This window comes from Desulfobacterales bacterium (assembly GCA_021647905.1).
Lineage (GTDB): Bacteria > Desulfobacterota > Desulfobulbia > Desulfobulbales > BM004 > JAKITW01.
In genome coordinates, this window is the sequence record JAKITW010000009.1 from 1 (window position 1) to 23,632 (window position 23,632).

Below are 23,632 nucleotides of genomic sequence, written 5' to 3' on the forward strand. Positions count from 1 at the left end.
GACTTCATTCCCCCGGGGTGAATATCTCTTCCTTGACAGACGGCTCCGCGTCCGGTTCCAGTGGCTGCGGACCGGGAAGCAGTGGTTTTTCTTCGGTCTGTTCCTCCTCCAGATCAGCAAAGGTGTCCAGATAGAGTCCGGCCAGGCAGCCGACCTGGAGCGGCGGCAGGAGGATTTTCAACAGGTTGAGCAGCGGCAGCATGGTGCTGAGCAGGTTCAGAAGCATGGCCGGGATAAAGGTGATCATCAGGAGAAAGGCCAGGTGGATGAAAAAACCCTTCTGTTTCACCTGTTGCCGGCTGAGCCGCATTGCATCGTCCAGGCGCATTTTCCGGTCAGCCATCAGCGGCAGGGTGTAGATCCACCAGGTGGCAAAGATCAGGCCCGGGACAATGAGCAGAAAAAGCCCGGTGACAATGAGCAGGATCACCCCGAAGTAGGGGAACAGCCCGGCAAAGCGTTTGAATCCGGAAAAGAGGTCCTTGAACGCGGGCGGCCGCTCGTCTCGCAGGTAGAGGATGACCATCAGCAGATAGCCGGCGAACAGGGGTCCGGCCAGCAGGCTGAGCGAGACCAGATTCAGGATCTGGATCAGCAGCCCGCCCAGGATCATCAGCAGCGGGTGTTTGATGGTAATGCTGCAGGCGTCCTTCAGGTAGCGCTGAATGTCCATGGTCGGTCCCGTGGGGTGATGGTTGTCCGTCATTGCCTATCTCTGCAGGAGCCGGGCCATGTCCTTGGCAAAATAGGTCAGTATGATGTCGGCCCCGGCCCGTTTGATGCTCAACAGGGTCTCTTCCATCACCCGGGCCTCGTCGATCCAGTTGTTGGCCGCCGCCGCCTTGATCATGGCGTATTCGCCGCTCACCTGGTAGGCGGCCACCGGCAGGTCGAACTCCTCGCGCAGCCGCTGGATGATGTCAAGATAGGCCAGCGCCGGTTTGACCATCAGGATGTCCGCCCCTTCTTCCACATCCAGGGTGGCCTCGCGCAGGGCCTCGCAGGCATTGGCCGGATCCATCTGGTAGCCGCGCCGGTCGCCGTGCCGGGGGGCGCAGTCAGCCGCGTCCCGGAACGGTCCGTAAAAGGCGGAGGCGTATTTAACCGCATATGACATGATCGGGATCTCGGCGAAATCGTTTTCATCGAGAATGGCCCGGATCTCGCCGACCCGGCCGTCCATCATGTCCGAGGGGGCCACCATGTCGGCCCCGGCCCGGGCGTGGGACAGGGCGGTCCGGGCCAGGATCTCCAGGGTGGTGTCGTTGTCCACCCGGTTCTTGATGATCACCCCGCAGTGGCCGTGGGAGGTGTACTCGCAGAGGCAGACATCGGTGACCACCAGCAGTTCCGGGGCCTTATTCTTCAGTTCCCTGATCGCCCGCTGGATGATCCCGTCCTTGGCGTGGGCCCCGGAGCCCATTGAATCCTTTTTGTCGGGCAGCCCGAACAGGATCACCGTATTGACCCCCAGGCCCAGGCATTCCTTGGCCTCCCCGGCCAACTGGTCCACGGTTATCCGGTCGATGCCGGGCATGGAGGGAATCGGCTCGCGCTTGCCCCTGCCCTCCATCACAAAGAGCGGGTAGATGAACTGGGCCGGTGAGAGAAGGGTCTCGCGGATCAGGGACCGGAGGGATTCGTTCCGCCGCAGCCGGCGCGGTCGATATTCTGGAAACATCATTGCTGTTCTCCTTGTGGCTGAAAATGGTTCAATAGCTGACAATATAACTTAACATCGCAGAATATCGAAGTGTTCCGTTCTGCTTCCGAGATTTGTTGTTCTAAATTCTGAATTCTCTCTTATACCGGCGCCAGGGGTAGTTCGATGGTGAACACGGCGCCGGTGGGCTCGTTGTCGCGCACCCGGATATAGCCGTCATGGTCCGCCACCACCGTGCTGGCAATGGCCAGGCCGAGGCCGGTGCCGGTTTTTTTGGTGGAAAAATAGGGCTCGAACAGCCGGGGCTTGTCCTGGTCGCGCACCCCGGGGCCGTTGTCCCGGACCTCGATAAAAACCGCCTTCCCGGCCGTATCGCAACTGAGCCGGATCTCGATTCGCCCGCCGTCCGGGAGCACTGCCACCGCATTGTCCAACAGGTTGATCAGGACCCGTTTCATCTGTTTGCGGTCAAAGGGGAACAGCGGAACCTCCCCGGTCGCCTGGAAGATGAACTCGATCTCAGCGTGCGCCTCCCCGTAGAGAACCAATACCTCCCTGACCATGTCCGCCAGATTGTTGAGCGTTTTTTCCACTGCCGGCATCCGGGCGAAGCTGGAAAATTCGCTGACCAGTCTTTTGAGTTCATCGACCTGGTTGATGATGGTCCGGGTGCAGAGATCGAAAACCTCGCTGTCCTCCCCGAGTCGTTCCATGTATTTTTTCCGGAGGCGCTGGGCCGAGAGTTGAATCGGGGTAAGGGGGTTCTTGACCTCGTGGGCGATCCGGCGGGCCACCTCCCGCCAGGCTGCCATTCGTTGCGCCTTTTCAAGTTGGGTGAGGTTGTCGAATACCAGCACCATACCCTGGGGGTTCTGATTTTCGTCGGTCAGTTTGGTGAAGTTGACCAGCAGGGAGAAGACCTCGTCCCGGACCGTCAGCCGGATGGGCCGCTGGATGGACTTTTTGCCTGATTCGGTCAACTCCTTGAGAAAGCCGGTGAGGATCTCCAGGTGCGCGGGATCAAGCACGGTGCGGTAGTCCTGGTTGAGGTAATGTTTCTTGTCAATTCCCAGCAGTTCCTCGGCAAAGCGGTTGATGGTGGTGATTCGTCCGGACTCGTCAAGGGAGATCACCCCGGCGGCCACGTTCTGGAGAATGGTCTCGGTGTACTGCCGCCGGTTGTCCAGCTCCAGGTTGCTCTCCCGCAGGGCCCGGTTGGCCGCCTCCAGTTGCCGGCTGCCGGTGGCCAGGTCCCGGGTCATCATGTTGAACGAGTCGACCAGGAGCCCCATTTCGTCATCAGCCTCTTTTTCGAGAACAAAATCAAGCTCGCCCTCGGCAACCCGCTTGAGGGCTCCGGCAAGTTTGCCGATGGGGCCGGTGAGCCCCTGGGCCACATAAAAGCCGAACCAGACCGCACTGAAGATGATCAGCAGGGTAACAATCAGCAGCATCACCAACAGACTGGTCTTGATCGGGTTCTTGAGGAGCATCAACTGGCGGTAGCCCTCGATGCCCCTGGAGATGACGTTCATCCGTTCCAGTTGGTCGTTGCCGATCAGAAAGGAGGTGACCAGGAGAAAGGGGGTGTTGTTGTTGCCGTTGATGAGTACCGGGGTCACGCCGCGGACCAGTTCGCCGGCCGGGATCCGCTGGATGGCGATCTGGTCATGCTCACCGTTCAATGCCAGCCGGAACAGCTCGGGCGGGAACTCGGGAAGCTGGATGCCGTCGAGCTGTTCGCCCAACACCCTGACCACCGGTTTGCGCTGGTCGGTGAACAGCTCCAACCCCTCCAGCCCCTGGGCCGCCAGGGTGTTGTTAAAAAAGGAGTCCAGATCCTTAAGCTGGGCGGGCCGGTAGGGGCGGGCGGCCAGCCGGGCGGCAAGGGCCTGGCCCTGGCGGTTTACCCGGCGGCGCGCCTCCTGGTAGATGTCCTTGGCAACGTTAAGGGATTCCTGCAGGGATTGCTCCACCGTGGAGTTGAACCAGTAGTCCATGCTGGTGGAGACGAACTGGAGGGCGATGAAAAAGAGCAGGGCCGTGGGGATCAGGGACAGGGAGACAAAGGAGATGACCAGCTTGGTCCGTAGTTTTGCCCCCAGAATCCGCTGCCGGCGCTGGAAGATAAGTTCAACCAGGCTGCGGAGGACGAGAAAGATTATCAGCAGCAGCAGCAGGACATTGATGTTGATCAGGACAAAGACGAGAACGTTGCCGCTTACCGGGAAGGGAATTTCGCCCAGTTGCGAGACCCTGGTCTCAAGGATGGTCAGGCCGAGAATAAGGCAGAGGCAGATCAGGATGACCTGCCGGATCCGCTGTTTTTTGCGGGCCTGTTGTTCTCTGGAAACTGCCATGAAAGCTCCGGGTCGGTTTCGAGTGGTTCGCCTATCAGGTCTCAGGGGCCCTGCCCGGCTTTACCGGACATGGCGGCCGGGCCGTTCAGTAGCTGAACTCCAGGCTGTGCCAACTGGTTTCAAAATCCCATAACGAGGAAAAGGGAATAAGATAATGAAAGTACAAGGGCAGTGTTTTTTTGGCAAGTTTGGCCTTGATCCGGAGACGGTAGGCAGTGTCCGGGACGAGTTGCTTCAGGGTGATTACCCGGAATCCGTTGACCTCGGCCATCTGCTTCTGGGCGGGCAGCAGGGCGGTGGTAACGATTTCCTGGTTCCGTTCGCTCAGGACGATCCGGTATTCTTCCTTCAGGTTGTCGTAGGTCAGGGTATGGTTGAAGGTGTGGGTGGTTATCTTCCGGTCGGGCCAGCCCCTGTTGATCCGGTACAGCTCCACATAAAAGGTGAAGGTGGCCGGGATGCCGTTATGGATGCCGGCGACGATTTCATCGGTAAAGCAGTTCTTGACAGTGAAAAAAAGAAGCAGTTCGGTGTCGGAGTTGGCAACGGTTATTTCGCTTATGGTCGCCTTCCCGGCCAGGAGCGGCCGGGGCAGGGCAAAGAGGACGATGAACCCAAGCAGGAGAGAGAGGAATGGGCGTTTGAGGTTTGTCATGGTGTCGTGGGTTGAGGGGTAAACGCTTGCAGGGCTGGGGGCAACCCGGAGTCCGGCGGCTTACCCTGTGAGTGGTTACATTGAGGGAGATCATGGTGCTTCATCATCGTGCGGCCATATATTTACTCGAAATTCACGGTGTTGTCCATGGAGGATCTGGGGACCGCGGGGCCGGCAACAGGGAGCGGCGGATTTTTGGTTGACACCCGGCTCCGCCAGGCTTATCGTAAGTTTACGATGAAAAGACAGCCCTTGACGGAAACAGGTCCGGATCCCGATGCCTTTGCCCGGTTATGCAAGGCCTTGGCCCATCCGGTCAGGATCAAAATCGTACAGTATCTCAAGGGGATGGATCGGTGCCAGTGCGGACGGCTTGTCGAGTTGCTCCCCCTTGCCCAGTCCACGGTCAGCCAGCACCTGCGATCACTGAAACGGGCGGGGTTGATCCGGGGCCAGGTGGAAGGCCCCCGTACCTGCTACTGCCTTGACCATGAGATGCTTGCGGAATTTTTACGGATGGCGGCCCGGTTGACAGGCTGAACAGCGGAAGAAACAAGAGAGAAACATGGAACTGAAACATGTAGACAACGATGCCGAACCTTGTTGCGCCGGCTCGTCCGGTGAAGGGTCCTGCGGGCCCCGGCCGCTCACCGGCCTGCCGATGGCCTCCGGACCGGTGGAGGATGATGAACCCTGCTGCGGGCCGCCCCCGGGGCCGCCGAGCAGTCCCCATGAACGGCCGGGCTACCAACTCTGCGGGTTTGTCCGCGGATTTCGTGACACGCCCATGGGACCGGTGCCCCTGGTCCGGACCAGGCTCAACCCGGCCGATCGGTTGGCAACCATCGGGGCCCGGCTCAATATCGGCCGCAACGATTACCGGGTGGCGCCGGGACTGTACGGGGTGGGGAGCCCGGATCCGGATTCGCCGGTGCTGGTCACGGCCAACTACAAGCTCAGCTTTGACACGCTGCGCCGCGAGCTTGACGATGTCAACGCCTGGATCCTGGTTCTCGATACCCGGGGGATCAATGTCTGGTGCGCGGCCGGCAAGGGTACCCTGTCCACTGCCGAGGTGATCGCCAGGGTGAAGTCGGTGGGGCTGGAGCGGATCGTTCGTCATCGCCGGCTTATCCTGCCGCAGCTGGGCGCCACCGGAATCGCGGCCCATAAGCTCAAAAAAGGCTGCGGGTTCGAGGCGGTCTGGGGACCGGTCCAGGCCCGGGATATTAAAAAGTTTCTCAACAACGGGCTCAAGGCCGATCCAGCCATGCGGCAGGTGACCTTCACCCTGGCGGAACGGCTGCTCCTGGTCCCAGTGGAAATCTCCCTGGTATTGAAACCCAGCCTGTGGGTTCTGCTGGCCGTTCTTATCCTGTCCGGGATCGGGCACGGCCTGTTTTCCGTTGCCGCCGTGTGGCAGCGTGGTCCGATTGCCGCGGCCGCCTATCTGAGCGGGATAGTTGCCGGCGCGGTGGCGGTGCCGGCCCTGTTGCCCTGGCTTCCCGGCCGGGCCTTTTACATCAAGGGCCTGATGACCGGTCTGACCGGCGGCGCGCTGGTCGTTTTTTTCAACTGGTCCGGGATCAGGGGCCTGGAGGCCGCGGCCCTGATATTATTGGCCATGGCGGCCAGTTCCTATACAGCGATGAATTTTACCGGGGCCACCCCCTATACCTCGCCGACCGGCGTGGAAAAGGAGATGCGCCAGGGGATCCCGGTGCAGATCCTGGCCCTGTTCGTTGCTGCCGCGGCCTGGGTCGGGTCCCGGTTTATTGCATAGGAGAATGATATGGAATCATTACGGTATCTGCCCGGGGTGACCACCCTGCAATTCAATGAGGATGCCTGCGTCGGCTGCGGGATGTGTACCAAGGTCTGCCCGCACGGGGTGTTTGCCATGGAGGGACGTAAGGCGCGGCTCCGGGACCGGGACGGCTGCATGGAGTGCGGGGCCTGCGCCACCAACTGCGCGGTGGGGGCCATCTCCGTGACTCCGGGGGTGGGCTGCGCCTCCTATATCATCCAGACCTGGCTCAAGGGCAGGGAAAAGGCGGAATGTACCTGCTGTTGATGACAGAAGACAGAGGACAGAGGACTGAGGACTGAGGACTGAGGACAGAAGACAGAGGACAGAGGACTGAGGACTGAGGACTGAGGACTGAGGACTGAGGACTGAGGACTGAGGACTGAGGGCTGAGGACAGAGGACTGAGGACGGAGGGCGGAGGACGGAGGACTGAGGACTGAGGGCGGAGGACTGAGGACTGAGGGCGGAGGATAGAGGACTGAGGACTGAAGGCGGAGGCCTGAGGACGGAAAACATGCGGCAGTTAGAGAGTACGGTTATTACCGCGGCGGTTAAGAAGCTGGCCATGGAGGCGGGTTTTCACCTGGAACCGGATATCCTCGACGCCCTGGTGGCGGCCCGGGACCGGGAGACTTCACCGCTGGCCAGGGACGCCCTGGAGGTCCTGATCCTCAATGCTGATATTGCTTCCCGCGAGCAGATCCCGGTCTGCCAGGATACCGGCGTGGCAGTGGTCTTTGTCCGGCTCGGCCAGGAGGTCCGGGTGCGGGGCGATCTCGGCGCCGCGATCCAGGAAGGGGTGCGGGCCGGGTATGAGGAGGGTTATCTGCGCAAATCGGTGTGCGACCCGATGACCCGGCAAAACACCAATACAAACATCCCGGCGGTGATTCATTACGAGATCGTGGCCGGTGATACGCTCTGGATCGGTTTTCTGCCCAAGGGCTGCGGCAGCGAAAACATGAGCGGCCTGGTCATGCTGCCGCCCTCGGCCGGGCTGGAGGGAGTGGTCGATTATGTGGTGGAGCGGGTCAAGGCAGCCGGCTCCAATCCCTGCCCGCCGGTGCTGGTCGGGGTCGGCATGGGCGGCACCTTTGAGATGGCGGCCCTGTTGGCCAAGAAGTCCCTGCTCCGGCCCCTGGGCCGGGCCAACCCCCGGACCGAGGTGGCGGAACTGGAACAGGAGATCCTGGCCCGGATCAACAGGGAGGGCCAGGGCGTCCAGGGCTGGGGCGGCAACAACACCGCCCTGGCCGTGCACATGGATACCTATCCCACCCATATCGCCAGCTTGCCGGTGGCGGTCAATATCCAGTGCCATGCGCACCGTCATAAAGAAATTGAACTCTAGCAGGTGAACCGTCATGTCCTTAATGCGCGGCCGGCCGGCCCTGTCCGAAAATGTCAAGCAGATCCAGGTACCGTTTGCAGCCGGGGTACTTGCCACCCTGAAGGCCGGTGATCTGGTCAGCCTGACCGGTTATTTCTATACCGGCCGGGACCAGACCCACCGCCGGCTCTGCGCCCTGCTCGATCAGGGCGAGCCGTTGCCCGTGGACCTGGGCGGCCAGCTCCTTTATTATGTCGGCCCGAGCCCGGCCCGGCCCGGCCGGGTGATCGGCGCGGCCGGGCCGACCACCAGTTACCGGATGGATCCCTATACCCCGCGGCTGCTCGAACTGGGACTGGCCGCCACCATGGGCAAGGGGGCCCGTTCCCGGCCGGTGCGCGAGGCAATGGTCAAGCACGGGGCCGTCTATCTGGCCGCCGTCGGCGGGGCCGGGGCCTATCTGGCCCGCTGCATCCGCAAATGCGAGTTGGTGGCCTTTGAAGATGCCGGGCCCGAGGCCATGTTCCGTTTCGAGGTGGAGAACTTCCCGGCCGTGGTGATCAACGACCTGGCCGGCAACGACTATTATGAAATGGTGGCCAGGGGTAAGCGATCACCGGGCATTGAACCCGGAGTCTCGCAGGCTCGCTTCCCTGCTTTGTCATCGGCAGGTTCGCATACCGATGTATAGCCCACCTGGCGATGCCTTGCATCTCCGGCACCCTGTGTCTTACAGGGCAAGGAGTGTACTCGACAGGTGGTCGCGCCATCCTGTGAGCACACGAAAGGAGCCTGAATGTATACCCCGATTATCGGAACCCTGGGATTCGTGGTGTCACCCGATAAAAAGCAGGTCCTGCTGGTACACCGGAACCGGCGGCCGGACGACCAGCATCTGGGCAAGTTCAACGGCCTGGGCGGCAAGATGCTGGCCGATGAGGATGTGTTTACCTGCATGGAGCGGGAGATCCGGGAGGAGGCCGGGATCGAGTGCATTGATATTTCCCTGCGCGGCACCATCAACTGGCCCGGTTTCGGGCCCGGCGGCGAGGACTGGCTGGGGTTCATCTTCCGGATAGACCGGTTTCGCGGCGTCCCTTTTGCGGAGAACCAAGAGGGCGAGCTTCTCTGGAAGCCCATTGCCGGGCTGAATGAACTGCCGATGTGGGAAGGGGACCGCTGTTTCCTGCCCCTGGTTTTTGACGATCATCCCGGGATTTTTCATGGCTACATGCCCTATGCGCAGGGGCGTCTCAAGGGCTGGTCATGTGTGCGGCGGTAAGCCGTTCCGGTTGCGCCACCCCGAGACAAACCGCTTGCGTTGTCCCTGCGGCCAGATTATAGTTTTTAAAAACTGGGAAATACCGCTTGGCTACGAGTTCCTTCGGCCGTCCGCCAGGGTTCGGGGCCGCCGGCCCCGTGTTTTAAACAGCGGCGTGGAGTTGGGACAGGAGATCAAGGAGACGGGACGAATCATGGGGCATGAAGAGAAACTCGCCAGGCTGGAGCAGGTTGTTACCCGGATGCTGGCCAGCTATGATACGCTGAAGGCCGAACATAACGAGTTGCAGGCCCGCCTGCGGGAGAGTGAACAGAGTAACCGCGAACTGCAGGAGCAGGTGGAGGGCCTGCGCAATGACCGGGAGATGATGCACGGCCGGGTCACCACCCTGATCGACAAGGTCATGGATTGGGAAAAGGAACAGCAAGGCGGACCAGGGCAGGGCGATGCGGACCCGGCCGCTGGCAACGACCAACCTGTTGAGGACAGCATGCCGATTTTTTCCATGGGCGCTTCCCAGGGAGGCGAATCACCGGCAGGCCAGTGACTTCAGGAAGAAAGTCCGGCGCGGGCCGCTCTTTTGGCGCCGGACCGATCAGGTAGTGCGAGGGCAGGGGGTATCCTTGGAACGGCTGGTCAAATTTGAGGTGCTCGGACAGGAATACCCGTTGTATACCGATGCCCCGGAGGAGGACCTTGAAGAGATCCTTCAACTGGTCAGGATGCAGATCGAGGGGCAGCAGGGTCAGGCCTCCACCAGTCTGCTGCCCACCAGCAAGGCAGCGGTGCTGACCAGCCTGAACATGGCCGGCAAGTATGTGAGCCTGAAACGGGAGTTCGAGCAGTATAAACAGGCGATGGCCCGGCATATGGAACGGCTGAGCAGCAAGATAGAGGTGATTCTGCCCCGGGATGATACGTAACAAGGGCCTTTGCGGCCCGATTGATTTTGTTCTTTGGCTTTCCCGCAGGGCCGGTGCGATACCGGCCGGGAAAAGGGGAGTACGACGAGATGGATTTCCCCTGCGCTGTTGGTGTCGGCTGAATGTTTAGAGCCAACTCTTAACAAAAGGGCTCCTCCGCTGTTCCGGGAGAGGAATCGGCCTTGTCAAGGCCAATTCCATCAATGGGATATGAGTTTTGCCCACCTAACTTGATTAGGTTCTGTAATTCCTTCCGGCACGGCAGGGTGGGGGATTTTCATTACATGAAAAACGCACTGTTCCCGTATTTGATCGCGGCATGGTGCTTTATAATATAGAGTAACGCGGAGTAGTTACGACTTTGGAAAGGGCAGGGGGAAACTGCAGATGATATCAACCCTGAGAAGTTCAGGTTCATATAGCGGCACGCTCGGCTTGCGGAGAGAATGGCAGCAGCAACGGCCTGCCGGGAATCTTGGTCGTCCCCCCCTTTTGGGTGCATGAGCGACGCTGATCGTAACCAGCTGTTTAGCGCGGCCGGTTTTGGCCGCTGTGGTCCTGGCCGATTGCGTCAATCAAAATCAGGAAAGCGAGCAGAACCCACCGTTGGCAATGATCGCCCGGCGCATTGACCTGTGACCGGCGGCCTGTCCGGTTCTCTCTGGTTCGGTTTCCGCCCCCCTCTTTTTCGTTCTTCGCGTTCCCCGGTTTTTTTTCAGATCTTGGTAGTGCTGTTGTTCGGTCGGGTTTTCCCGTCCGGTTCGATAGGGCCCGGAGTTGCCGGGTTTGCTTCGGGCCTGATGGGACGGCCCTGGCTGTTTATATAAAATCTCTCCTCTCTCCGGGATCGGATTGGCGGGCAGGGGGAAGGACGCAGGGGGGGTGCTCCGTGAATATCTTGCACGTTTCTACACAGATAGCATTGGTTTTACTGGTCGGCCTGTTGGTCGGCGGCGCGGTTGGTTATTATCTTCGCAAGCTGTTGGCCGAAGGACACCGGAAGAATATCGAGTTCCAGAGCCGGCAGTTGATCGAAAACGCCATCAGCGAGGCGGAACGGATCAAAAAAGAGGCCTCGCTGCAGACCCGGGACGAGGCGTTTCAGATCAAGCAGGCCCTGGAAAAGGATCTCCATGAGCACCGGGCCGAGGTGCTGGCCGAGGAGAAACGGCTGAGCAAGAAGCTGGACCAGATCGAGGCCAAGATCGATACCCTGGATAAACGGGAGACCGATCTGCTTCGCCGTGAACAGGTTCTTGTCAAGCAGGAAAAGGGGTTGGAACAGAACAGGAAGCAGATCGATGCCCTGATTGAAGAGCAGCGGCTCAAGCTGGAAACCATTGCCGGGATTACCCTGGACGAGGCCAAGCGGATGCTGATCGAGAGTATTGAGAGCGAGGCCAGGATGGAGGCCGGCAAGCAGCTGCTGAAGATAGAGAACGAGATGAAGATCCAGGCCGATCGCAAGGCCAAGAATATCCTGGCCCTGGCCATCTCCCGTTATGCCGGCGATTATGTGGCCGAGCGGACCGTGTCCGTGGTGTCCTTGCCCAGCGAGGACATGAAGGGCCGGATCATCGGCCGGGAAGGCCGCAATATCCGGGCCTTGGAGGCGGCCACCGGTATTGATATCATCATTGATGATACCCCGGAGGCGGTTATTCTCTCCGGATTCAACCCGGTCCGGCGCGAGGTGGCGCGACAGGCCCTGGAGCAGCTCATTGTCGACGGCCGGATTCATCCCGCCCGGATCGAGGAGGTGGTGGCCAAGGTTGCCAAGGAGCTGGAGGTGAGCATGCGCGAGGCCGGGGAACAGGTAACCTTTGATGTGGGGGTCCATGGCGTCCACCTGGAGGTGATCAAGCTGCTCGGCCGGTTGAAGTACCGGACCAGTTACGGCCAGAATGTGCTCCAGCATTCGGTGGAGGTGGCGTTCCTCTGCGGAATCATGGCCTCGGAGTTGGGCCTTGACGTGAAACAGGCCCGGAGGGCCGGGCTGCTCCATGATATCGGCAAGGCCGTGGATCATGAGGTGGAAGGGTCCCATGCCACCATTGGCGCCGACCTGGCCCGGAAGTACGGGGAGTCATCCGAGGTGGTGCATGCCATTGCCGCCCACCACGAGGACGTTGCCCCGGAAAGCGTGCTTGACGTGCTGGTCCAGTCGGCCGATGCCCTGTCCGGCGCCCGGCCGGGGGCCCGGAAGGAGATGCTTGAGACCTATGTCAAGCGATTGGAAGACCTTGAGCAGATCGCCAACCGCCATAGCGGGGTGGAAAAATCCTATGCGATCCAGGCCGGCCGCGACCTGCGGATCATCGTTGACAGCGGCAAGATATCCGACCAGGATGCCTTTCTGATGAGCCGGGAGGTGGCCAAGGAGATCGAGGGACGGCTGACCTATCCCGGCCAGATCAGGGTGACGGTGATTCGGGAGACCAGAGCGGTTGAGTACGCCAGATAAACGTCACAAGCACCACATTTTCGCACGATCGCTCCTGTCCGTATAGCTTAGCTTAGCTATAACGAACAGGAGCGCTTGCACGAACCTGCGGCACTTGTGCCGTTTACCAGCTTTGGGGCTAATGGTGTTGTAGAGTTACCTTGTGATTCAGCTACACGAACTGTTTTGTTTGTCTTCTTTTAACAACGAGGGTTTCCATAGAAAGATGAGTACCTCCATTGATGCCCAGATTGAACTGATTGAGCGGGGGGCGGTTGACGTCATTTCCCGGGAAGAGCTGAAGAAGAAACTGCGGCGTTTCCAGGAAACCGGGGTGCCCCTGAAGATCAAGGCCGGCTTTGACCCCACGGCCCCGGATCTCCATCTGGGCCATACGGTCCTGATCCAGAAAATGAAACATTTCCAGGAGCTTGGTCATGAGATTCTTTTTCTGATCGGTGATTTTACCGGGATGATCGGCGATCCCACCGGCAAATCCGAGACCCGGAAACCGCTCACCCGCGAAGATGTACAACAAAACGCCGAGACCTATAAGGAACAGATCTTTAAAATTCTCGACCCGGAACGGACCAGGGTGGTATTCAACAGCCAGTGGTTGAGTCGGTTGACTTCCGATGATTTTATCCGGTTGGCCTCGCAACTCACCGTGGCCCGGATGCTGGAACGGGAGGACTTCAAGGTTCGTTTTGAAAACCAGCGGCCGATCAGTATCCATGAGTTTCTCTACCCCCTGATCCAGGGGTATGACTCGGTGGCGATCAAGGCGGACGTGGAACTGGGCGGCACGGATCAGCTTTTCAACCTGTTGATGGGCCGTGATCTGCAGCGCGCCTGGGGACAGGAGCCCCAGGTGGTCATCACCATGCCGTTGCTGGAAGGGTTGGACGGGGTGGACAAGATGAGCAAGTCACTGGGCAACTATATCGGGATCAACGAACCGGCCGATGCTATCTACGGCAAGGTGTTGAGCCTTTCCGATACCTTGATGTTCCGGTATTACCAGTTGTTGAGCGACCTGAGCAGCCGGGAGATTGACTCCCTGGCCCGGGAGATGGAACAGGGGGACGTTCATCCCAAGGCGGTCAAGCAGCAACTGGCCAGGGAACTGGTCGCCCGCTTTCACGGCGCCGACGCCGCGGTCAAGGCCGAGGCCAACTTTGAGCAGGTGTTCAAACACCACGGCCTGCCCGAAGATATTCCGCTACTGGAGCTGGAGGCCGGCGGCGAGGATATCTGGCTGCCGCGGCTGCTGGTGGATGCGGGCCTTATTACTTCAACCTCTGAGGGACGTCGGCTGATCAAGCAGCAGGCGGTCTCCCTGGACAACGCCAGGGTAATTGACGTGGACCGCGAGGTCCGGCGACAGGGCGAGGTTCTCCTCAAGGTGGGGAAAAGGAGGTTCTGTCGGGTGCTGTTCCGCTGAGAGAAAAAAAGATCAGTCCGGTCTTTTCTGCTCCTGGCAGGCAGTGCAGCGGCCGGTGAACTCCACGTGGTGACCGAGGATTTCGTAGCCGCTGCTTAAAGCCGCTTTCTGCTCCAGGTCCTGGTTCGGCTCCACGTCCACATCGTCAACCCGGCCGCATTGGCTGCAGCGGATGTGATAGTGGGGCGCGGGGTTGCCGTCGAACCGTTTCTGCTCACCGCCCACCTTCAGTTTTTTGATGATATCGCAATCAGCCAGGAGTTCGAGATTACGGTACACGGTGCCCAGGCCGATCCGGGGCAGCCTTTTCCTGACCATCTCATAGACTTGATTGGCAGTGGGGTGCGATGTAACCTTTCTCAACTCCTCGAGGATCACCTGGCGTTGACTGGTGATCCGCATTGTTTTTGCCAAACTTTCCATCCCGCATTTCCCTCCTGTCCTTCCCAGGACATCTTTCTGATAATAATTCTCTGTTGGATATTATAATCAATCTCCCCGGATAGCAAGAATTTTATGCTGGATAAGCAATTAACACTGAATCCATAATCAGCGCAAGGGCGGGTTAAAGTAACCGAAACGCAGATTGGGAAAGCAGCGGCGCAACTCCCGGTGCCAGGCTCTGATCCCCATACCCGGCGACTTGGCCTTGATATCCATGACCTCGATATACCAGTCCGGATCCATGTTGAGGTTGCGCAACTGGATCAGATCGGGCCGCAACTCGTCGATCAGTCCGGTCAGGGCGGCAAGTTCCTCGGGATCGTCACTGAAACCGGGCAGGATGAAGTAGTTCAGCGACACGAATTTCCGGTGCTTTTTCATTACCCGGATCGAGCCGCGGACCTCGGCCATGGTAAAATCGCGCGGCCGGTGATAGCGGCGATGGTAAAGGGGACGGGCGCTGTTCATGCTTACCCGGATGCTGTCCAGGCCGGCATCGGCCAGCCGGTCCACCGCCTCGGGCAGGCCGGCGTTGGTGTTGATATTTATGGTGCCCATGTCGGTGTGTTCCCTGATTGTCCGGATCGCCTGTTCGATGATCCCGGCCTGGAGCAGCGGTTCGCCCTCGCAGCCCTGGCCGAAACTGACCACCGGTCGCGGCGCCGTGCCCAGATGCGGCACCGCCACCCCGGCGATTTCCTTTGCAGTTGGCACGAACCGGATTCTCTCCTGGGTCGAGGGACAGCGGCCCGGGGGCTGCAGGGAGATGCAGCCGACGCAGCCGGCGTTGCAGGTAGGCGAGGTGGGCAGCGGCGCTTCCCATCTGCCGAGGAAATAGTTTCGCGCCGCCGGGCATCCGTAGGTAAGGCAGCATTCGCCCAGATGCTGGATCAGGCGGTTCTGGCGATGGGCCTTGAGTTGACGCCTGGTCCTGGTCATGATCTTGCGGGGATCGAACCGGTCCGCGTCCTGGCGGGGGTCGGGATCGCTGCGGAACGCCGAGACCCAGAACCGGCCGTTATGCCAGCCCACGGCGGTGTAGGCGAACAGGGGCAGGGGGGGCTGATCGGGGCAACTCCTCTGGAAGGCGGCGGTATGGATGGCGGTATGGGCTGGGGCCATGAAGGCGGCAACCGCCCGGATGCCCTCCTTGGGGTCGTCCGGGCTCTGCTCCACCAGCAGAGGTTCCATGGTGCCTGGGTCGATACCAACGGGCAGCCGGTCCGGCAGGGTAAAGAGTTCGCTGCCAACCGGCAGCGGGATCAGATCGGCCAGGTCAGGGGGGGCAAATTGATCCCAACTGCGGCCGGCCATGGCCAGGCCGGGAAAATCCTTGATCTCGCCGGCCCGGTTGGCATAGACCAGCGATGGCAGCGTATCGGGATGGGGTTGGGGTCGGGACATGGGGGGCGGCCTGCGGGCAAGCGGCTTGTCAGGCAGGGCGGCCGGCTGCTTACTTGGGGCGGATACTGTCGATTACCGAATCAATGGCAGTGTAGATGTCCAGATCGTCACCGAACACATCCTGCACCTTGGGATGGTCAACCAACTCTTCAATGGTGTACTGGGTAAGAAACAGACTGATGAAGTTCGGGTCCGGGGTCAGGGTCCGGAGCGGGGCTATCTTGAACTGGATATCGAACTCCTCCATATCGGACAGGAGGTTGAGCTGCCGGGCATATGCTTCCCGCACATCCTGTTCCGAGGTGATTTCGATGATGTGTTGATCAAGCAACCGTTGAACCAGACTGGTGGCCAGTTCCTCTGATCTCTTGTATGCCAGGGAAAGCATATAGCGCCTTTCCTGCTCCCGTTTTCGGTCGATCGCCCGGATGGTTTTGTCGGTGGCGCTGCTTGCCCCGGTGAATACTCGAGCCATAATATTCCCTGTCCCGTGGTGAGAGGTTGCGATGCCTGGCCAGGAAGCCGGGTGCATCGTGATTACCATCCTTTTAATCGATAGCGCCTGATCTTTCAAAGGGAAAGATCAGCACCATGGCAAGAAGTTTTTTTTACTCTCCGGGAATTTCGAGCAGTTCTTTGGCCAGCGGAATTTTCTGGTAGAGATGATATCTGTTTTCCCTGCTGATTACCGGGCTCAATTCCAGGAGCGGCAGATCGGCGATCGCATTGGCGATAAACTCCGGGGCCTCTGTTGCCGGGCCGATATAGCCGCCGTTTACCGGCCGGGGGACAATCGAGACCTTGTCGGCCAGTTGGGAGAAGTTCTCGCCCCCGGCCAGCCGGGTCCGGACCCGGTCCGCCTGTTGTCTGGTTTTAACCACGATCCGGCGCAGGCCTGCTTGGTCAATATCCGGTTGCCAGACCTTTTTCAGTTCCGGGGCCAGTTTTTTCAACTCCTTGATAATGGTCTCATCGGGATAGCCCAGGGCCTGGGCGATGGTGGCGCATTTCCAGGCCCGGCCGAGGTCTTGCCGGTCAAGGTAGATCGCGGCCATGTTGTAGAACAGCCAGTCAAGCCCGGGATTGAGTCTGGCGGCATAGATATACTGGGTCAAGGCCTTGTCCGGTTCCTGATTGGCCTGGTGGATGATGCCCAGGGTGGCGTATTTGGCGGCATCGGTGGGTCTCAGCTGGATGGCGATGCGCATCGCCTTGATCGCCTCCCTGGTCCGACCGGACTTGACATAGACAATGGCCAGGTTTTCATAGGTGTTGGCGTTGTCCGGGTCAAGGGCAACGGCCTGGTTGTACTCGCCGATGGCCTGGTCGATTTTGCCCTCCCTGGCATAGAGGTTGCCGAAGTGAAAATGTTCCACCGCCGAGTGGACCGTTTCCTCTTCCGGACCAATGGCAGGTTCATCTGCCTGCCCGGGACCGGCCGCCGGAGAAAGAGGTGCCCGGGCCGGGTCGCCGGCCTGCCCGGGCAGGCGCGCGGATTTAAGCTCGTTACGGACGATCTCCAGGTTGACCCGGGCCCGGTCGTTGCCCTGGGCCGCGGATTTTTCCAGCCAGTAAAGGGCCTGTTGCAGATTCTTGACCACCCCCTGGCCGTTGGCATACATTACCCCGAGATTGTTCTGGGCCACGCCATGGCCGCCCTGGGCCGCCTGTTCCAGCCAATAGGCCGCTGTCACCGGATCCCTGGCCACGCCCCGGCCCTTGGTGTACATCAGGCCGAGGTTGTTCTGGGCCGGGACATTGCCCGCCGCGGCCGCCAGCTGGAACCAGCGGGCCGCCTGGACATAGTCCTGCTCAACCCCCTGGCCCTGGGCATACATCAGCCCGAGGTTGTTCCGGGCCGCGTTATTATCGGCCTTGGCCGCCTTCTTGAACCAACGGACCGCCTGGCCGAAATCCTGCTCAAGTTCTTCTCCATGGAGGTACATCAGTCCCACGGTGTTCTGGGCATCGTCGTTACCCTGTTTGGCGGCCCAAAGATACCATGCCGTGGTTCCTGGTTCCGGTTCGGGAGGTGTGCCGGCCAGTGGCTTTTTGTCAGGGACAGTTTCCGCGGATGGTCGCTCCGAAGACTTTTCGGCAACCGGTTTTTTGTCCATGATCCCGGGCAGATCGGGCACCAGGTCCGGGGGTGTTGCTGGTGTGGGCACGGCTTTGCCGGTATCGGCCGCTGGAGTAGAGGCGGTCTTTTCCGGTGCCAAGGCGGTTTTCTTCTCAGATGCCAACCGCCGGGTAAGCCGGGCCAGTGCCTTGCGCGCCGCGGGGAGGCCCTGGCCGGCCGCCTTTTTATACCAGGCCCGGGCCTGGTCCAGGTTGGTGGCCACCCCCAACCCTTTTTCATAGAGGGCCGCCAGCCGATACTGGCCCCGGGAATAGTTGGACCGGGCTGCCCGCCGGTAAAGATCCAGGGCCCGGCCGTAATCCCGGGCCACCCCCTTGCCCTGTTCGTAGAGCATCCCGAGATAGACCTGGCCGCGCGGGTAGCCCTGGGCCGCCGCCTTGTCATACCAGACCAGGGCCTGGCCATAATCCTGTTTGACACCAAGCCCGTGCTCGTAGAGATAGCCCAGGTTGACCTGGGCCCTGGCCATGCCGAGATCCGCGGCCCGGCGATAGAGTTGAGCGGCCTTGGCGGGATTTTTTTTGACTCCCCGGCCCATCTCGTACAGCACCCCCAATGCCCGGAGCCCATTGGCGTGATCCTGGGCCGCGGCTTTTTCATACCAGCGTCGCGCAGTACCATAATCTTTTTTTACGCCCCGCCCAGTCGCGTAACGCTCGCCCAAGGTGGTCTGGGCCGTGGGGTCGCCTTTTTCAGCGGCCGCGGTCAGATCGGCCAGGCCGGCGCCCTGGGCCGGAGGAATGGAAAATGTCAGAACACAGAAAAAGATGAGAAGAAGTCGCATGGGAATTGCCCTGCCCGTCAAGGGATCGTGGCGCGCCGAATCTGCGAATTTATCTTTGAGCAAACCCTTGACCAACAAGTAACAATTATTTTGTAACCGTTCACCAGGGGTTACAAATTTACGGAAACCACCGGCCTGTAAACGCTTATATTATTTTTATTGCGCTCCCGGCGCAGCCATCAGCCATGGAACGTCTCATTTTAGCGGCCCGGTCAACGGTGTCAACCCCGGGCCGGATAATATCGTTCAGGATGCGGATCAGTCGGTGAGTTCCACCCAGAACAGGCCGATTTTCTTATCCTTATGGGTGGCTTCGATGGGATATAAGCGGCCCTTTTTGTTCTTGGAATAACGGGTCCAGAGGTCCCGGCCGGTATAGACCGTGTAGCCGAGATCATTGCCGTCGTTAACGGACTTGGGCGGTGCAAAGCCCTTGAGATTGACGAAAACCTCCTCGTCCAGGCCCGGGATGTTGGTGCGGATCCCCTGGAGACTCAGCCGCGCGCCCCTGGGCATTGACAGCACCTCTCCCTCGGCCAGGGTCTGTAATTGGTCGCCGACCCGGACCAGGAGCTGTTCGGCCTTGAGTTGATCCACCGTGAGCCGGGGCCGGGGGGAGGAAGAAACCGGCGCTGTCTCCTCCCTGGGCACCACCAGGACCCAGCCGCACTCCTCGGCATCCTTGCGGATGATGATCCTGGTCGGCTTGCACACCCTGAACGGGATATTGGTGTCGTTCTTGGTGCCCATATTCTCGATATCGGCTATCACCCCCCGGGGGTAATTGGCGAGGATGTCGGTGACCGTGATCTCGTCCCCAAGGGTGATGAAAAGCGTGGCGCCGTTGGCCAGGGCCACGGGATGGGAATCATTGACCTTGACCAGCAGATAATTAAGCCGGGGCTGGTCGAGAACCAGGCCCGGCGAATCAAGGACAATCCCCATTTCCTCCATAAAGGTGTTGATCACCAGTTTCTGCATCTGGATCTTGGTTTCCAGCTTTTTGATCATCTTCGAGGTTTCAACGCCGAATGCCGGGATATGCGCCCGGGTCAGGGCATAGAAGGTGGCGGACTTGCGCTGTTCCTTATGCTTGCTGTCCGTGGCGAAGGTGTCGTGGTTGTTGGCCCGGAACCGGTAGCGCGGGTTGGGGATCTGCTGGTTGACCCGGGCGATTACCCGGCGGGCCAGGGAACCGAGTTCAACCACCTTGTCGCTGTCCGGCACCTGGTAGGTGTCGGTGTCAAAGATGATCGACTGGCCGTAGCGTCCCGGGTTTTCCATATCGTTTATCCAGGTGGGGGAGTAGTAGCCCGACCCTTCATGGAGGTTGAGCAGACAGTCGCTTTCCGCGATCAGGTGTTTGAGAATGGAGACTATTTCCTCGTCCAGGTGGGTGACCTGATCGGTCTCCCGGGCGAACTTGCGGTTCATGTCCCCGGTCAGACCGTTCCGGCTGTTTAACAGGATGGAGTAGAGGTTGGCCCGGGGCACCACGATCAGGTTGCCTTTTTTCAGGTGGGTGTCGGCGTAGAGATCAGCAGTGAGGTAACCGCCGGGTTCATCCCCCTGGATCCCGCCGATAATCATGATCGTCTTGCCCGACTCCTCGCCGAATATCCGGTATACGTTGAGTTCGTGTTCGGTGTTGGCCAGGAAAACTTCGTGGCGGATCTGGGCCCCGGCCGTGCCGGTCAGGCCGAAGAGAATGACCAGACACCATCCCCAGCAGAGGAAGAACAGCCGGTTTCTCATCGATCGGTCCTCTTGGCCTTTGACCACAGTTCTCGTTTTATCAACCAGCCCGGGCCGGTATGATCCAGGTGCAGGGTCTTGGTGCCGTCCGCAACATAACGGTCCGAGCGATATCCCTGCCGGAAGGAGACAATGGCCCCGGATCCGGTCCACTTGATCCGGATATCCTTGATGGTCACCTTGATGAACTTGTAGGTCCGGTTGAGCCGGGCCTTGTGGGCCCGCCAGGCGGCGAGGTTCATGCCGTCCTGGCGGAAGCCGGGATGATAGGCCGCGATATAGGCGTCAAGGTCCTTGTTCGACCAGGCCGTCCGCCAGGCCTCGATAAAGGCCATGATCTCCCGCCGGTCCCGGGGATGGGCCGGTTGAGCCTCCTTGACAGCCGGAACCGGGGGGTGGGGTGCTGCTTTTTTTGCGACAACGGTGGCCGTCGCCGGCCCTGGTTCGGCTGGTGGGGATGATGATGGTTCGGCAAGCGGCTGGCGAACAATTTCAGCCGCTGTCTTGGGCTTTGGCAGCGGGGATGGCTCGGGGGGCTGTTTCAGGGACAGCGGAGTAAGCAGGGTCAACCGGGAAGAGGGCGGTTCAACCTGTTTGGCGGGCGGGCCCGGGACCGGAGGGGCAGACCCCTTGTCTGGTGCGGGAATCGAGGCTTTGGCGACCCGGTCCCGGGACAGCTGGGAAAGAGGGCTTGCCGCAATCTTCATCGGGTAGAGGGGATAGATCTGGATCGGAGTGGTGTTGGTAATCCGTTCCATGATCTGCCAGTCCTTTCCATCCCTGAACTGTAGATAACTGCGGCCGTAGCCGCGCCGGCGGGTGGCGTCGTTGCGCCGCTGGCTGAATTCGCCCACGGCCACGGCCTGCCTGCCGCCGTAGTTGATCAGGTAGAGAGAATCGAACCTGGTTCGCCGGGGGTCGAAGCTCGCCGGGAGCAGGCTCTTTTCCAGCCGGGCGCTGTCGATCCCGCGGGTGGCCAGCAGCGAGTCCAGGGATTCGAGATCATCCACCACCACCACCGGGGTCACCATCATATCCATATACTGAACCAGTTCCTTGAGATCGTCGTTGGCCAGGGTGATGCAGCCGTTGGTGCTGTTGGGCTTAAGTTTTTTGTTGGTCCCGTGGAGGTATATGCCGTCGCCGTTGTTGCCGGCGAGCTTGTCAAAGATGTTGGGATAGTCAAGGTGCAGGGCCCGGTTGCCGAAGATGGTGATCTTGTTGTCCTTGAATATCTTGGTGATGAAGTAGATCCCCTCCGGGGTGCGGGAATCGCCGCTCACCCTTTTTCTGCCCGGGTTCTCGCCGGTGGCACAGACAAAGCTGGCGATCAGCTTCAGGGTGCCGTCATGGCGGAGAACCAGCAGTCGCTGCTGTTTTTTTTCCACCAGGACCAGATGCAGGGGCTCGGTGACCGAAAAGACCTTGAATAACCGCTGAAATCGATGCGTCGGCGACAGGGTCACCGGCAGGTCGGTTCCCTTGAAAACCGCGCCTGATACGGGCAAGGCCGGAAATATGGTCCAGATCAGGAGTAGCAGGAAAAAAAGGGAGGCTGTTTTTTTCATGGGGAGTTTGCCGGGGGATCGCCGCACTCCTCCGGCCGGCCCGGGGGAATTGTTATGATTGCCTTATTGTTCCGTTACTCTTGCATCAAGGTACATACAATCGGCCTCCTGCCTTGTCAAGGGGGAAATAGGCGCGACATCCCGGCCAACGCCGGTTTACGCCGTAATGACCTTGCGGCGCGAGTGGCGATCAAGGTCGAAAACAGGGCGGTCCGATATTGGAATCGCTGTTTTTTTCCTTGACAATACAGGCCTTCCTCTAATATAAGAACGTGTCGGAAATGAATAGCGGTTCATCCCGTAACATATAAAAAATACAGCAGCGTAAAGGAGAGGAAACTCATGTCGAAACTAGTTGCACCTCATGGTGGTAAAGGGTTGGTTTGTAGTCTGCTGCACGGCTCGGAGTTGATAGCCGAGCAGGAAAAAGCAGCCGGTCTCAAGAAAGTTCAGGTCAGTGACCGGGCCAAGGGTGACCTGATCATGATGGGCATCGGCGGTTTCAGCCCGCTTGAAGGCTTCATGACCAAGGCTGACTGGAAAGGCGTATGCGAGAATTTCACCATGGCCGACGGCACCTTCTGGCCGGTACCGATCACCCTGGATATTTCCAAGGAAGATGCCGCGGATATCTCCAAGGGCGACGAGATTGCCCTGGAGAACGGCGGTATCATCTTCGCAACCATGAAGGTCACTGAAAAATTTGAGATGACCGAGGCTGACAAGAAGTGGGAATGCGAAAAGGTCTTTAAGGGCAAAGGTGAAGAGTCTGCTGATGACGTATTCTGGAAAATCGCCATGGAAGATCATCCCGGTGTCATAATGGTCATGGCCCAGAAGGACATCAACATCGCCGGTCCGGTCAAGGTCCTGTCCGAAGGCGAGTACCCCGAGGAGTACAAGGGTGTTTACCTGACCCCGGCCGAGACCCGGGCCATGTTCGAGGAAAGGGGCTGGTCCGATGTTGCCGCCCTGCAGCTTCGTAATCCCATGCACCGTTCCCACGAGTTCCTGGCCAAGATCGCCATCGAGGTGTGCGACGGCGTGCTGATTCACTCCCTGATCGGCAACCTGAAGCCCGGTGACATTCCGGCCGATGTCCGGGTCAAGGCCATCGACTGCCTGGTTGAGAATTATTTTGTCAAGGACAACGTGATCCAGGCCGGTTACCCGCTTGACATGCGTTACGCCGGTCCCCGCGAGGGCCTGCTCCACGCCACCTTCCGCCAGAACTACGGAGTTTCCAAGATGATCATCGGTCGTGACCATGCCGGGGTCGGTGACTTCTACGGCCTGTTCGATGCCCAGGATATCTTTGACGAGATCCCCTGCCCGGACGATCCGGGCAAGGCCCTGCAGTGCCGGCCGTTGAAGATCGACTGGACCTTCTACTGCTTCAAGTGTGACGGCATGGTCTCCCTCCGGACCTGTCCGCACAAAAAGGAAGACCGGGTCATCCTGTCCGGCACCAAGCTGCGCAAGGCCCTGTCCGAGGGCGCCGAGATTCCGGATCACTTCGGCCGCGAAGAGGTCCTGGCAATCCTGCGTGAGTACTATAGTGGCCTGACCGAGAAGGTCGAGGTCAAGATGCAGGGCGCCGCCTCCGGTGATGCAATGTAGTAAGCGTT

At 59.8% G+C, this 23,632-nt stretch carries 21 protein-coding genes and 1 other RNA gene; 12 read left to right on the forward strand and 10 right to left on the reverse strand.

Annotation, left to right across the window (positions count from 1 at the left end; genetic code table 11):
* Positions 1 to 4: 4 nt before the first annotated feature.
* The 4 genes from L3J03_02755 to L3J03_02770 all read right to left on the reverse strand — a co-directional run bounded on the left by L3J03_02755 (position 5) and on the right by L3J03_02770 (position 4,678).
* Complete coding sequence (locus L3J03_02755) at positions 5 to 706, reverse strand: hypothetical protein (protein ID MCF6289910.1); 702 nt, start codon at positions 704 to 706, stop codon at positions 5 to 7.
* Positions 707 to 709: 3 nt separating this feature from the next.
* The gene (hemB, locus tag L3J03_02760) at positions 710 to 1,684 is read right to left on the reverse strand and encodes a porphobilinogen synthase (protein ID MCF6289911.1); all 975 of its coding nucleotides are present in this window, start codon (positions 1,682 to 1,684) and stop codon (positions 710 to 712) included.
* A gap of 119 nt (positions 1,685 to 1,803) precedes the next feature.
* Positions 1,804 to 4,023, reverse strand: a complete 2,220-nt coding sequence (locus tag L3J03_02765) for an ATP-binding protein (GenBank protein ID MCF6289912.1) — start codon at positions 4,021 to 4,023, stop codon at positions 1,804 to 1,806.
* Positions 4,024 to 4,108: 85 nt separating this feature from the next.
* Entirely contained in the window at positions 4,109 to 4,678 is a 570-nt protein-coding gene (locus tag L3J03_02770; GenBank protein MCF6289913.1) for a DUF4390 domain-containing protein, read from the reverse strand.
* Positions 4,679 to 4,825: 147 nt separating this feature from the next.
* Here L3J03_02770 and L3J03_02775 point away from each other — a divergent pair, with 147 nt between their 5' ends.
* The 11 genes from L3J03_02775 to tyrS all read left to right on the forward strand — a co-directional run bounded on the left by L3J03_02775 (position 4,826) and on the right by tyrS (position 13,909).
* Positions 4,826 to 5,218: a metalloregulator ArsR/SmtB family transcription factor gene (locus L3J03_02775; GenBank protein ID MCF6289914.1), complete on the forward strand. Its 393-nt coding sequence runs from the start codon at positions 4,826 to 4,828 to the stop codon at positions 5,216 to 5,218.
* Between the two features lie 25 nt (positions 5,219 to 5,243).
* Complete coding sequence (locus L3J03_02780; protein MCF6289915.1) at positions 5,244 to 6,461, forward strand: hypothetical protein; 1,218 nt, start codon at positions 5,244 to 5,246, stop codon at positions 6,459 to 6,461.
* A 9-nt stretch (positions 6,462 to 6,470) separates the two neighbouring features.
* Positions 6,471 to 6,752 (forward strand): 4Fe-4S binding protein, encoded by a 282-nt coding sequence (locus L3J03_02785; protein MCF6289916.1) that lies wholly within the window; start codon positions 6,471 to 6,473, stop codon positions 6,750 to 6,752.
* A 249-nt stretch (positions 6,753 to 7,001) separates the two neighbouring features.
* Positions 7,002 to 7,838 (forward strand): fumarate hydratase, encoded by an 837-nt coding sequence (locus L3J03_02790; GenBank protein MCF6289917.1) that lies wholly within the window; start codon positions 7,002 to 7,004, stop codon positions 7,836 to 7,838.
* A gap of 13 nt (positions 7,839 to 7,851) precedes the next feature.
* A complete protein-coding gene (locus L3J03_02795; protein MCF6289918.1) occupies positions 7,852 to 8,508 on the forward strand; it encodes a FumA C-terminus/TtdB family hydratase beta subunit in 657 nt (218 codons plus the stop codon).
* 105 nt (positions 8,509 to 8,613) lie between these two features.
* The gene (locus L3J03_02800) at positions 8,614 to 9,099 is read left to right on the forward strand and encodes an 8-oxo-dGTP diphosphatase (protein ID MCF6289919.1); all 486 of its coding nucleotides are present in this window, start codon (positions 8,614 to 8,616) and stop codon (positions 9,097 to 9,099) included.
* 154 nt (positions 9,100 to 9,253) lie between these two features.
* Entirely contained in the window at positions 9,254 to 9,646 is a 393-nt protein-coding gene (zapB, locus tag L3J03_02805) for a cell division protein ZapB (protein ID MCF6289920.1), read from the forward strand.
* A gap of 76 nt (positions 9,647 to 9,722) precedes the next feature.
* Positions 9,723 to 10,022, forward strand: coding sequence for a cell division protein ZapA (locus tag L3J03_02810; GenBank protein MCF6289921.1), 300 nt, complete (start codon positions 9,723 to 9,725; stop codon positions 10,020 to 10,022).
* Between the two features lie 94 nt (positions 10,023 to 10,116).
* Positions 10,117 to 10,299, forward strand: a non-coding RNA gene (gene ssrS, locus L3J03_02815) — 6S RNA.
* 612 nt (positions 10,300 to 10,911) lie between these two features.
* On the forward strand, positions 10,912 to 12,486 hold the full coding sequence (gene rny, locus L3J03_02820) for a ribonuclease Y (GenBank protein ID MCF6289922.1): 1,575 nt from the start codon (positions 10,912 to 10,914) through the stop codon (positions 12,484 to 12,486).
* Between the two features lie 205 nt (positions 12,487 to 12,691).
* Positions 12,692 to 13,909, forward strand: coding sequence for a tyrosine--tRNA ligase (gene tyrS / locus L3J03_02825; protein MCF6289923.1), 1,218 nt, complete (start codon positions 12,692 to 12,694; stop codon positions 13,907 to 13,909).
* Positions 13,910 to 13,921: 12 nt separating this feature from the next.
* Here tyrS and L3J03_02830 read toward each other — a convergent pair whose 3' ends face one another.
* From L3J03_02830 to L3J03_02855, 6 genes are all read right to left on the reverse strand, one after another.
* The gene (locus L3J03_02830) at positions 13,922 to 14,332 is read right to left on the reverse strand and encodes a transcriptional repressor (protein ID MCF6289924.1); all 411 of its coding nucleotides are present in this window, start codon (positions 14,330 to 14,332) and stop codon (positions 13,922 to 13,924) included.
* Between the two features lie 126 nt (positions 14,333 to 14,458).
* On the reverse strand, positions 14,459 to 15,757 hold the full coding sequence (locus L3J03_02835) for a radical SAM protein (protein MCF6289925.1): 1,299 nt from the start codon (positions 15,755 to 15,757) through the stop codon (positions 14,459 to 14,461).
* Positions 15,758 to 15,806: 49 nt separating this feature from the next.
* On the reverse strand, positions 15,807 to 16,232 hold the full coding sequence (locus L3J03_02840; protein MCF6289926.1) for a hypothetical protein: 426 nt from the start codon (positions 16,230 to 16,232) through the stop codon (positions 15,807 to 15,809).
* Between the two features lie 133 nt (positions 16,233 to 16,365).
* The gene (locus L3J03_02845) at positions 16,366 to 18,681 is read right to left on the reverse strand and encodes a tetratricopeptide repeat protein (GenBank protein ID MCF6289927.1); all 2,316 of its coding nucleotides are present in this window, start codon (positions 18,679 to 18,681) and stop codon (positions 16,366 to 16,368) included.
* A gap of 258 nt (positions 18,682 to 18,939) precedes the next feature.
* Positions 18,940 to 20,436, reverse strand: a complete 1,497-nt coding sequence (locus L3J03_02850; GenBank protein MCF6289928.1) for a M14/M99 family metallopeptidase — start codon at positions 20,434 to 20,436, stop codon at positions 18,940 to 18,942.
* Entirely contained in the window at positions 20,433 to 22,004 is a 1,572-nt protein-coding gene (locus L3J03_02855; protein MCF6289929.1) for a L,D-transpeptidase family protein, read from the reverse strand. Before L3J03_02855 ends, L3J03_02850 begins: the two co-directional genes overlap by 4 nt.
* A 342-nt stretch (positions 22,005 to 22,346) precedes the next feature.
* Here L3J03_02855 and sat point away from each other — a divergent pair, with 342 nt between their 5' ends.
* The gene (gene sat / locus L3J03_02860) at positions 22,347 to 23,624 is read left to right on the forward strand and encodes a sulfate adenylyltransferase (GenBank protein ID MCF6289930.1); all 1,278 of its coding nucleotides are present in this window, start codon (positions 22,347 to 22,349) and stop codon (positions 23,622 to 23,624) included.
* Positions 23,625 to 23,632 lie beyond the last annotated feature (8 nt).